The sequence below is a fragment of the Bradyrhizobium jicamae genome (assembly GCF_001440395.1).
In the GTDB taxonomy this organism is placed as follows: Bacteria; Pseudomonadota; Alphaproteobacteria; order Rhizobiales; family Xanthobacteraceae; genus Bradyrhizobium; species Bradyrhizobium jicamae.
The window spans coordinates 35,820-47,057 of the sequence record NZ_LLXZ01000211.1 but is presented as its reverse complement, the minus strand read 5'-3'; the positions used below and the strand labels follow the sequence as shown (position 1 = coordinate 47,057).

The window sequence follows — 11,238 nt, the reverse complement described above, 5'->3', positions numbered from 1 at the left end:
AGTTCTCTCCTTGGGGGTTGCGTGTGAAAATTGTCGATTGAAATGAGTACCCGCACCCCCGGGAGCAGCCTGGGGTGTGCGGGCTTCCGTAAGTTAGCCGATCGAGCTGGTGTTCGACTGCGCGAGCAGCTGCGCGACGCTAGCAGCACCGCCGGCACCGAAGACGCTGTTGCCGCCCTGAGCGACACCAACCTGCGTGGCAGTGTTCGCCTGCGCGACGATGTTGTTGGACAGATTGGTAAAGTCGAAGATCCCGCCGCACACCGCGTCGAGTTCCGCATCGATCAGTTCATGCACTACTTTCATGAGTTCTCTCCTTGGGGGTTGCGTGTGAACAACATCTGGCTTGAAGCAAGCCAGCGCCTCACCATGCGTGTTTGATACACGAGGCTCGCTTTTCCATCTGTGACAGAAATCACGGGGTGCCCCACAGCGGCAGTCAGCTTCGGCTACGATATGAACCCGTTGCATTTGCGCTGTGTGTGACTGAAATGGACTCCGACTTTGAGACCACGTGCTTAGTTGGAAAACGGCCGCTCCGTCTTATAGACGGCGTGAGCTGCGCGCTGCGCTGGACTGCGCAAGGGAATTAACGATCGATATCTAGCCGTCCTCGCGGTCACGGATAATCAGCCGGCGCCGCGTAGGAAACAGCGTCAGATCGTAGCGATCGGCAACCAAGCCCCAGAGGCCCCTTGGCGCGAAGAGCATGATGACGATGCCGAGCGTACCCAGTAGAATGAGATAGGAGGCCCCGAAATCAGCGAGATAGCGCTGCAGCAAATAAAAGACGATGGCGCCGATGACCGGACCTTCCATCGTGCCGATGCCACCGATGACGACGATGAAGATGACATAGGCGGTCCAGTCCAGCACCGAAAAGGCGGCATCCGGCGAGATGCGTGCCTTCTGGAGATAAATCAGCGCACCGATCATGCCGGTCATGGCGGCCGTTGCCACATAGACGGCGAGCTTGATGCGATAGATATCAACGCCGAGGCCTGCGGCGGCGGCCTCGTGGTCACGGATCGCGCCGAGCGCAAGGCCGCGGCGCGACCTGAGGATGAAATAAACCGCCGCGAGCGTACCGGCCAGTAGCGCCAGCGCCACCCAATAGGAGACGATGTCGCGCGCCGCCGGCGCGCGCACGTCGAGCAAGGTCTTGACCCATTCGATGCCGGGCACGGATGACGTGACCGACGGCGTGAGCGACGTTCCGGTACCACCGCCGAGCGGCTTCACTTGTGCGAAGACGAGGCGATAGACCTCGGCAACGACCCAGGTGCCGATCGCGAAATAAGCGCCGCGCAACCGAAACACGATCAATGCGGTCGGCAGCGCAATCAGCGCGGACACAAGCCCTGCCAGCAGAATCGCAAGCAGGGGATTGAGGCCGGCGATCAGCGTAAGGGCGAACAGCAGGTAGCCGCCGAGGCCGACAAAGGCCTGCTGGCCAACCGAGATCAGGCCGGCATAGCCTGCCAGCAGGTTCCAGCATTGCGCCAGCGCCAGCATGTAGAACAGGAAGATCAGGTCCTGGATCAGGTTGCGACCGGCGAAGGTCGGCAACAGCATCAGCGCGAGCAGAATGATCAGGACGGCCACCGCAGTTGCGCGCGGGGAACCGACCGCCGTCTCGATCCGGAACGACTGCGTCGATCTGGCTGCGGCGTCATCCATCGCATTCAATCCTGTGCACGTGGAAACAGGCCGCGCGGCCGCACCGCCAGCACCACGAGGAAAGCGAGGTGGCCCGCGAGGATTTGCCACTCCGGATCGATGCGCGCGCCGATGGTCTGCGCCACCCCGAGTACGATGCCGCCGGCAAGCGTGCCCCAGAAGCTGCCGAGCCCGCCAATAATGACGGCCTCGAAGGCATAGAGCAGGCGCGCCGGCCCGATCGTCGGATCGAAATTGGCCCGGAGGCCAAGATAAAGCGCCGCGATCGCGATCACGACGAAAGCAAGCCCCATTGCGACTGCAAAGATGCGATTGACATCGACGCCCATGAGCTGTGCGACTTCGAGGTCGTCGGAGGTCGCGCGGAAGGCGCGGCCGACCGGCGTCCGGTAGAAGATGAAGTTGAGAAATACGATCACGGCAATCGCGGACATCAGCGTCAGTAGCGGCACGACGCCGACCGCGATGCCGCCGCCAAGCGGGATCGAGGCGGTCTCGATCGCACCCGCGCGCAGCCGCTGGCTGTCGGCCGAAAAAACCTGCAACAGCCCGTTCTGGATGATGATCGAGAGACCGAAGGTGACAAGCAGCGGTGGCAGCAGGTCGCGCCCGAGCGTGCGGTTCAACAGCACGTGCTGAAGCACAAAGCCGACGACGAACAGGATCGGGATCGCCAACACCACTGCGGCAAAGGGATCCAGTCCAAACGTGCTCGCGACAGTCAGGATCGCGAAGGCGGCGAGCACGATCAGGTCGCCATGGGCGAGATTGACCAGCCGCATCACGCCGAACATTAGCGACAGTCCCGCAGCGAACAGCGCGTACAGGCCACCCAATAAAACGCCCTGGATCAATGCATCGAGCCAATCGGTCATGTCATGAACCAAAATACGCGCGGTGAATCTGCTCGCGCGTCAGATCCCGCGGCGGGCCTGCGAGCGACAGACGCCCCTCCTGGAAACAGTAGACACGGTCGGCGACTTTCATCGCCTTGACGATGTCCTGCTCGACGAGCACGACGCTGCTGCCCTCGACCTTGATCTGCGGCAGTGCGGCGTAGATGTCGGCGATAACGATGGGTGCCAGCCCGAGGCTGATTTCGTCGCACAGGAGCACACGTGGATTGGACATCAAGGCGCGGCCGATCGCGACCATCTGCTGCTGGCCGCCCGACAGGGTCGACGGTGCCGACGATCGCCGCTCTCTCAGGATTGGAAACAGCGAATAGACCCGATCGAGCGTCCACGGCCCGGCGGCTTTGCGGCCATAACCACCGATCAGGAGATTCTCTTCCACGGTGAGCGAGGGAAACAGCCGCCTTCCTTCGGGCACAAGTGCAATGCCGAGCTTGACAATGTCGGCCGCAGGGCGCGCGCCGATCGGCGTGCCATCGAGCAACACGCTGTCGGCCGCGCCACGAATGAGGCCGGCGACCGATTTGAGGAACGTCGACTTACCCGCCCCATTCGCGCCGATGATCGCGATGGTTTCGCCGTTATCCAGCAACATGTCGATGCCGTAGAGTGCCTGGAAGTCGCCGTAGAAGGCCGTGAGCTTATTCGTCTCCAACAGATGCATGCGTTATGCCTCAATGCCCATATAGATCTGATGCACCTCGGGGAGCTGCATCACCTGCTTCGGCACTCCATCCGCGATCTTGCGCCCGAAATTCAGCACGACCAGGCGATCGATCACGGCGAGCAGGGCATGGACGACATGCTCGATCCACAGGATCGCGACGCCGGTCTGTCGAATCTCGCGTATGGTCGCGACCAGTTCGCTGCATTCGCCCTCGGTCAGTCCGCCCGCGATCTCGTCGAGCAGCAGAAGCTTTGGCGCGGTAGCGAGCGCACGGGCCATTTCGAGCCGCTTGCGCTCCAACAGCGTCAGCGAACCGGCCAGCGTGTTGGCGCGCTTCAACAGGCCCAACCGCTCGAGAATCTCACCGCACGATTGCGCAACCGCGGCCTCGGTCTTGCGGCGGCCATAGACCGCGCCAACCAGCAAGTTCTCGAATACGGTGAGTTTTTCGAACGGCTGCGGAATCTGATGGGTGCGTCCGATACCGGCGCGGCAACGTCCTTGCAGCGGCACGCCCGTAAAGTCGCGCCCGTCGAAGCGGAAGTAGCCGGCGGTCGGCGCAAGACCGCCGGCGATCAGGTTGAACAGCGTGGTCTTGCCCGCACCATTCGGTCCGATGATGCCGACCGCCTCGCCCGGCGCGACCACGAGATCAAGATCGTCAGCGACGACAATCGAGCCGAAGCTTTTCTTCAGGCCGGCGACTTCCAGCAGCATGAGATGTCAAAGCGCCAGCGCGATCAGGCGATGGCCTCCATCTGGCCGCCGACGGGGATCGCCGGCGCCGTCTTGTTGTCGGTGATGACGATATCATATTTGCCGTCCTTGAAGCGCCACTGGCCACCGACGAGCGGGGTCTTGGCAACGTTCTTGGCGGCAAACGGCGGCAGGTTGGCGCCGCCCCACTGCACTTTGCCGACGACGGTATCGAGGTTGGTTGCGGCGATGGCCGCCGTGATCGCCTTGCCATCGCGATCCGGCGCACGCTTGAGCACGTCGACCGCGACCTCGAACAGTGCATGGATGAAGCCGATCGGCTGCGTCCACTGCTTTTTGGTCGCGGTCTGATAGGCGCCGGCGAGATCCTTCGCGCTCATGCCAGTGAGTGACGACTTGAAGGGATGGTTCGGCGACCACCAGACTTCAGAGGACAGATTGTGGCCGTCCTTGCCGAGCGCCTCGACGGCGACGGGAAAGAGGATCGCCTTGCCGATGGAGGCGACCTTCGGCTTGAAGCCCTGCTGCAAAGCCTGTTTCCAGAATGTGGTGAAATCCGGTGGCAACACCACCCCGGTGATGATTTCGCAATTGGCCGACTTGAACGCACCGATCTGCGCCGAGAAATTGTCGGTGAGATTCTGGTAGCGGCCAGGATCGGTGAGCTTGTAGCCGCCCTTGTCCAGCACCGGCGGAAAGCCAACCACCTTGTCGCCCCAGGCGTTGCCATCACCATCATTCGGAAACAGCCCGCCCACGGATTTGTTAGTTGAAACCTGGCCCCACATGTTGGTGAAGACGGCGATGACGTCCTCGAGCCCCCAGAAGAAGTGATAGGTGTAATTAAAACCCTTCCACGCCGGCGGTCCGCCGCCGGGATTGGCCTGGCGGCCAATGAACCAGGGCTGCCATGGCGCCACGGTGGAGATGCACGGCACCTCCTCGATCTCGCACTGGGTCGAGACCGGATTGGTGGTCTCCGGCGTAGAGGCGACCAGCATCAGGTCGATCTTGTCCTGGACGATGAGACCCTTCGCAACTTCGGCGGCGCGGTTCGGATTGGACTGACTGTCCTTCACGACGACCTCGACCGGCACGGTGGCGTTGCCGACCTTGATTCCCGCTTTGGCGGCTTCCTTGAAGTTGGCGATGATGAAGTTGTCGGCTTCCGCGAAGGCGGCAAGCGGCCCGGTGAGCGGGGAGACATAGCCGAGCTTGACCGCGCGCGTCTGCGCGATCGCCGGCGACTTCAATCCAGCCGACAGCGTGGCAGCGGTTGCGGCCGAGTATTTCAGGAGCGTCCGGCGATCGATGGAATGACGATGAGTCGAACCAATCTTGTGGCAGGTCATCTGCGCGTCCTCCCCTCTGGATGCGCCGGATTCTCATCGTGGATCGATTGACACACGAGCCGGCGTTCGATATTCGAACATACGTTCGTATGTCGACCAGTTTCCGTCAGAGCCTAGATGGAGTCAACAGACCGCGTCATGACGCCACCCCCGGAGCAACGCAACAGCGATCCCGACGACAAGGAATTCATGACGACACTCGCCAAGGGCCTCGCGGTGCTCGGCGCGTTCGGACGACAACGGCCGACCATGACCTTGTCGGAAGCGGCCCAGGTTGCCGACCTGTCGCGAGCAACGGCCCGGCGCGTGCTGCGCACGCTGAGCCAGCTTGGCTATGTCGAGCAGGACGGCCGGACGTTTTCGCTGTCGCCGAAAATCCTCGATCTCGGCTTTGCCTATCTATCGACACAGAGCTGGATCGATCGCGCGCAGCCGCTGATGCGCGAGCTCAGCGAGCGCCTCGGGGAATCCTGCTCGGCCGCGATCCTGCAAGCCAACGACATCGTCTACGTCGCGCGCGTGCCGGCCCGTCGCATCATGTCCGCCGCTCTCTCGGTCGGCAGCCGGCTGCCTGCGCTGCACACCGCGCTGGGGCGGATCATGTTCGGCTATCTCGACGAGGCTGAGATCTGGCGCCGACTGATGTCGCAACGCATCGAGGCCTACACGCCGCAGACCATCACCGACCTTCAGGCGCTATTCGACCGCATCCGCGCCGACCGCGCGCAACGCTTCTCCATTGTCGACGAAGAGCTGGAGCGCGGCCTGCGTGCACTGGCCGTGCCGGTGCTTGACCGCAGCGGACAGGCGGTCGGTGCGATCAATCTGTCTACGCACTCAACACGAACAACGCGCAACGAAATGCGCGAGCACTTTCTCCCCGAGCTCAACCGCATTGCCGAGCAGATCTCCCTGATGACGGTCTGATCCACGGCTGATCTGGCCTCCCCTTGCAAACCGGCTGACGCAGCCGTATCGTCGCGCCAAGTTCGAAATACGGACAAAAGTTCGATAATCGAACAAGCCAAACGGCAAAGCAGCGGGAGATGAGGCGATGGCAGGCAAGGCGCAGGGCACCGCAGCAGTGACGATACCGCCGGAGCACACGGGCAACGTCAAAGTCACCCGGCCGCAAACCGGCGCCGAATACCTGGATTCGCTGCGCGACGATCGCGTCGTCTACATCTATGGCGAACGGGTCAAGGACGTCACCACGCATCCGGCCTTCCGCAACACGGCGCGCATGGTCACCCGTCTCTACGACGCGCTTCACGACGAAAAGCGCAAGGACAAGCTCCTTTTGCCCACCGACACTGGCAATGGCGGCATGACTCACGCCTTCTTCAAGGCGCCGAAGTCGATGAACGACCTCATCGCCGGCCGCGATGCGATCGCCGAATGGGCCAGGATCACCTATGGCTGGATGGGCCGTGCGCCGGATTACAAGGCCGCTTTCCTCGCGACACTGGGCGCGAATTCCGACTTCTACGATCCGTACCAAGACAACGCCAAGCGCTGGTACAAATTCAGCCAGGAGCGCGTGCCGTTCATCAACCACGCGATCATCCACCCGCCGGTCGATCGTGACCGTCCGCCGAACGAAGTGGCCGACGTCTGCTGCCACGTAGAGAAGGAGACGGATGCCGGCCTCATCGTATCAGGTGCCAAGGTGGTCGCGACTGGATCGGTGCTGACCAACTACACCTTCGTCGCGCATCACGGCCTCATCCCGCTGCAGGACAAGAAGTTCGCCGCAGTGTTTATGGTGCCGACCAACGCGCCCGGCGTGAAGTTTATCTGTCGCACTTCCTACGAGATGAGCGCGAGCGTGATGGGCAGTCCGTTCGACTATCCACTTTCGAGCCGGTTGGACGAAAACGACGCCGTGTTCATCATGGACAAGGTGCTGGTGCCCTGGGAGAACGTCTTCGTCTACGGCGACATCGAGAAGGCGAACAATTTCTTCCCTCGCACCGGCTTCCTGCCACGTTTCGTCGTGCATGGCTGCACGCGCCTGGCCGTCAAGCTCGACTTCATCAGCGGCCTTCTACTGAAGGCGACGGAGGCCGCCGGCACCAAGGACTATCGCGGCGTTCAGGCCAATGTCGGCGAGGTGATCGCTTGGCGCAATCTGTTCTGGAGCCTGTCGGACGCCATGGTCCGCGATCCCAGACCATGGATCGGTGATCATGTGCTGCCGAACATGGATCCCGGCAACGCCTATCAGATCATCGCCACCATGGCCTACACCAAGGTGAAATACCTGATCGAGCAGACCGTCGCCTCCGGCCTGATCTATCTCAACAGCCACTCCAGCGATTTCAAGAACGACGAGATCCGCCCTTATCTCGATCGGTATCTGCGCGGCTCCAACGGCTACAAGGCCGAGGAGCGCGTGAAACTGCTCAAGCTGCTGTGGGATTGTATCGGCAGCGAGTTCGGCGGGCGTCACGAGCTCTATGAAATCAACTACGGCGGCTCGACCGAAGAGATCCGACGTTACTGCCTGTTCGGCGCGCAGGCTTCCGGCAATGCCGATCGCTTCAAGGGCTTTGCCGAGGACTGCATGGCAGAATACGACCTCGATGGCTGGAAGGTTCCTGACCTCACCGATCCCGGCGAGCTCAGCTACCACGTGATGCGAAAATGACTAACGACGTCGGAGCAGCACACCATGGTGCTCCGACAGGACCATGAGGCGCCGTGGTGACATGAACATGCAGACCATCGATCCCAAGCGCTTCCGCTCGGTGATGGGGGCCTTTCCAACCGGCGTCGCCATCATCGCGACCGCATGGGAAGGCGAGCTGTTCGGCGCGACCATCAACTCGCTGACATCGGTGTCGCTCACGCCGTGCATGCTCTTGTTTTGCACCAACGAAGGCAGCGCGACGGGATCGGCAATCCGCAAGCGCAAATTGTTCTCGGTGAACATTCTTGGCCACCATCAATCCGATCTGTCGGCCCGCTTCACAGGCAAGCAGAGGAACCGGTTTGATGACCTCGCTGTCGCATTCAGCGCCGACGGCCTGCCGCTGCTCCAGGGTGCGGCCGCTCAACTCTGCTGCCGCGTCAGCACGATCCACAAGGCGGGCGACCACGACATCATTTTGGGTGAAGTGATCTCGGGCGAGGAAGCCGCCTGCAAGCCGCTCGTCTTTCACAAGGGTGTCTACGGGATCTTTCAACGCGCCTAGTCTGAATTCCTGCTTGAGGATGTTCACTTCGCGTCGCATATCCGTCGGTCGCGATAGGAACACCAGCGTTTCGCGTCGCCGAACTGCTGCGCTCCTGGGCCGCCAAAATTTAAAGTTGCGCAAAGCCTAGGCGTAAGCAGCTGACCTCCGTGGCCAGCAAACGTCTCGCCGCCAGAGCCAGTCCAAGGGCTGCCAACGAACATACGAAATCGTAGTTTGTCGTAGAAGATCGCACGATGGTAGCGGGCTAGCGCTATCGCTTCTCCCGACTCCGATGGGATCCATGAGCGATGGTGGCGAACGAAATCGCGCGACCTCTTCTTCGACGGGCAGCGGACTGCGGCATTTCCAAATGGAGCATCGGGAAAGGCGATTTGACGAGCGATATCAATTGGCTGGGGCGGGAGGGATCGAACCTCCGAATGGCGGAATCAAAATCCGCTGCCTTACCGCTTGGCTACGCCCCAACAGGCCGGGCTGGAACGCCCGGGTCGACCGGCGCGATCCGTGTCCGGCCCCGCCGGTCTATAGAGGGAGCCACGCCATTTCAACAGGCCGTGGGGGCGAATTTCACGCCAAAATCGGCTTCACTGGCGCGACCCTTTACAAAGGGTCACCGCTTTGGGTCTCTCAAACCGGTTTTCGCGCCCTCGGGGCGGAGTAGTAATACCGCCCAGCGGAGAGTTGAGAGAACCCTGGTTTCGTGGGAAGACGGCGGCAGCACGTTAGCCAAAAAAAGCGAGATTTTCGTCATGACCTACCGCGCGCCGATCTCCGACATCCTGCTCTCGCTCAACCACGGCGCAGGGCTGCAGGCGGCCGTGAAAGCCGGCCATTACGGCGACTTCGACGGCGACATTGCCGCCGCCGTGCTGGAGGAAGCCGGCAAATTCGCCGGCGACGTGCTGGCGCCGCTCAATCGCGTCGGCGACGAACACGGCATCAAGCTGGCGGACAACAAGGTGACCACCGCCCCCGGCTGGCCGGATGCCTATCAGCGCTGGGCGGCGGCCGGGTGGAACGCGGTGTCCGGACCGGAAGCGTTCGGCGGCCAGGGCCTGCCGTTGGCGATCAACGCCGCCTGCACCGAAATCTGGAGCGCCTCGAACATCGCCTTCGGCCTCTGCCCGCTCCTGACACTCTCGGCGATCGAGGCGCTGGACGCCCATGGCAGCGAGGAGCTGAAAAAGATCTATCTGGAGAAGCTCGTCTCCGGCGAATGGACCGGCACCATGCAGCTGACCGAGCCGCAGGCGGGCTCCGACGTCGGCGCGCTGCGGACCCGCGCCGAGCCGGTCGGCGACGGCACCTATCGGATCAAGGGAACGAAGATCTTCATCACCTATGGCGACCACGACATGACCGATAACATCGTGCATTTCGTGCTGGCCCGCCTGCCCGATGCGCCCGCGGGCACCAAGGGCATTTCGCTGTTCCTGATTCCGAAATTCATGGTCAATGCCGACGGCTCGCTCGGCGCGCGCAACGACATCTATCCTAGCGGCGTCGAGCACAAGCTCGGCATGCACGCCTCCCCCACCTGCACCATGACGATGGGCGATCAGGGCGGCGCGATCGGTTACCTCATCGGCGAGGAAAACAAGGGCATGCTCTGCATGTTCACGATGATGAACCAGGCCCGCCTCGGCGTCGGCCTCGAAGGCGTCGGCATTGCCGACCGCGCCTATCAGCAGGCGCTCGCCTTCGCGCAGGAACGCAAGCAGGGGCGCGCCATCGGCAAGAAGGGCGACGGGCTCGATCCGATCATCGTGCACCCCGACGTCAAGCGCATGCTGCTGCAGATGCGCAGCATGACGGCCGTGGCGCGCTCGATCTGCTACGCCACCGCGGTCGCGCTCGACGTCGCCACGCGCGCCAAGGACGCAAAGGTGCGTGCCGACGCCGCCGCCCGCGGCGCGCTGCTGACGCCGATTGCAAAAGCGTTCTCCACCGACATCGGCAACGAGGTGACGTATCTCGGCGTGCAGATCCACGGCGGCATGGGCTTTATCGAGGAGACCGGCGCCGCGCAGCACTACCGCGATGCGCGCATCACCTCGATCTATGAGGGCACCAACGGCATCCAGTCGATCGACCTCGTCACGCGCAAGCTCGCCGCCAATGGCGGCGCGTCGGTGTGGGCGCTGCTCGATGAACTGGGCAGCATCGTCAAGCAGGTCGAAACCTCGAACGATCCGGCCTTCGGCACGACGGGCGCGAAACTGCGCGACGCGCTCGGCTCGCTCGAGCGCGCCAGCAAATGGCTGCTGGAGCGCGTCGCCTCCGCGCCGAACGACGCGCTCGCCGGCGCCACGCCCTATCTGCGCCTGTTCGGCTCCACGCTCGGCGGCTGCATGCTGGCCGGCGAAGCGCTCGCCGCCAAGAGCAATGGCGAAGCTGGCGATCCGCAGCGCTATGTGACGGTGGCGCGGTTCTTTGCCGAGAACATCACCGTGCAGGCAAGCTCGCTGGAGAAGACAGTGACGGACTCAGCCGACGCGGTGAACGGCGCGGACGCGGTGTTGCTGGGCTGACGATTTGCAGAGTGGGTTAGCGAAGCGTAACCGGCCTTCACAGGCGCTATGCGACGAACCAAGGTGGATTTCGCTGCGCTAATCCACCTTACGGTCCTGCGATCCTTGTTCCTCTGTCAGGTAGCGTGCACAAGTCTCAAAAATACACAACAAGTTCCATGCCGTTGCGCGTTGTAC

10 protein-coding genes and 1 tRNA gene are annotated in these 11,238 nt (G+C 62.5%); 4 read left to right on the top strand and 7 right to left on the bottom strand.

The features are described from left to right. Positions 1 to 93: 93 nt before the first annotated feature. The 6 genes from CQ12_RS36855 to CQ12_RS36830 all read right to left on the bottom strand — a co-directional run bounded on the left by CQ12_RS36855 (position 94) and on the right by CQ12_RS36830 (position 5,330). A complete protein-coding gene (locus CQ12_RS36855) occupies positions 94 to 306 on the bottom strand; it encodes a hypothetical protein (RefSeq protein ID WP_057840160.1) in 213 nt (70 codons plus the stop codon). Positions 307 to 603: 297 nt separating this feature from the next. Continuing rightward, positions 604 to 1,680 (bottom strand): branched-chain amino acid ABC transporter permease, encoded by a 1,077-nt coding sequence (locus CQ12_RS36850; protein WP_057840159.1) that lies wholly within the window; start codon positions 1,678 to 1,680, stop codon positions 604 to 606. Between the two features lie 5 nt (positions 1,681 to 1,685). Further along, on the bottom strand, positions 1,686 to 2,555 hold the full coding sequence (locus tag CQ12_RS36845) for a branched-chain amino acid ABC transporter permease (RefSeq protein WP_057840158.1): 870 nt from the start codon (positions 2,553 to 2,555) through the stop codon (positions 1,686 to 1,688). Position 2,556: 1 nt separating this feature from the next. Continuing rightward, complete coding sequence (locus CQ12_RS36840) at positions 2,557 to 3,258, bottom strand: ABC transporter ATP-binding protein (RefSeq protein WP_057840157.1); 702 nt, start codon at positions 3,256 to 3,258, stop codon at positions 2,557 to 2,559. Positions 3,259 to 3,261: 3 nt separating this feature from the next. Next, the gene (locus tag CQ12_RS36835) at positions 3,262 to 3,978 is read right to left on the bottom strand and encodes an ABC transporter ATP-binding protein (protein ID WP_057840156.1); all 717 of its coding nucleotides are present in this window, start codon (positions 3,976 to 3,978) and stop codon (positions 3,262 to 3,264) included. Between the two features lie 23 nt (positions 3,979 to 4,001). Continuing rightward, positions 4,002 to 5,330 (bottom strand): ABC transporter substrate-binding protein, encoded by a 1,329-nt coding sequence (locus tag CQ12_RS36830; protein WP_057840155.1) that lies wholly within the window; start codon positions 5,328 to 5,330, stop codon positions 4,002 to 4,004. Between the two features lie 117 nt (positions 5,331 to 5,447). Between CQ12_RS36830 and CQ12_RS36825 the strand changes: the two genes are divergently transcribed. The 3 genes from CQ12_RS36825 (at position 5,448) to CQ12_RS36815 (ending at position 8,527) form a co-directional block, all read left to right on the top strand. Further along, positions 5,448 to 6,257: an IclR family transcriptional regulator domain-containing protein gene (locus CQ12_RS36825; protein ID WP_063799877.1), complete on the top strand. Its 810-nt coding sequence runs from the start codon at positions 5,448 to 5,450 to the stop codon at positions 6,255 to 6,257. A 127-nt stretch (positions 6,258 to 6,384) separates the two neighbouring features. After that, positions 6,385 to 7,980 (top strand): 4-hydroxyphenylacetate 3-hydroxylase N-terminal domain-containing protein, encoded by a 1,596-nt coding sequence (locus CQ12_RS36820; protein WP_083519638.1) that lies wholly within the window; start codon positions 6,385 to 6,387, stop codon positions 7,978 to 7,980. A gap of 43 nt (positions 7,981 to 8,023) precedes the next feature. After that, the gene (locus CQ12_RS36815; RefSeq protein WP_083519637.1) at positions 8,024 to 8,527 is read left to right on the top strand and encodes a flavin reductase family protein; all 504 of its coding nucleotides are present in this window, start codon (positions 8,024 to 8,026) and stop codon (positions 8,525 to 8,527) included. A 392-nt stretch (positions 8,528 to 8,919) separates the two neighbouring features. On the opposite strand, the gene CQ12_RS36810 is transcribed toward CQ12_RS36815, so the two are convergent. Continuing rightward, positions 8,920 to 8,994 (bottom strand) — tRNA-Gln (locus tag CQ12_RS36810). 285 nt (positions 8,995 to 9,279) lie between these two features. Here CQ12_RS36810 and CQ12_RS45460 point away from each other — a divergent pair. Then, positions 9,280 to 11,061 (top strand): acyl-CoA dehydrogenase family protein, encoded by a 1,782-nt coding sequence (locus CQ12_RS45460; protein WP_057840152.1) that lies wholly within the window; start codon positions 9,280 to 9,282, stop codon positions 11,059 to 11,061. Positions 11,062 to 11,238 lie beyond the last annotated feature (177 nt).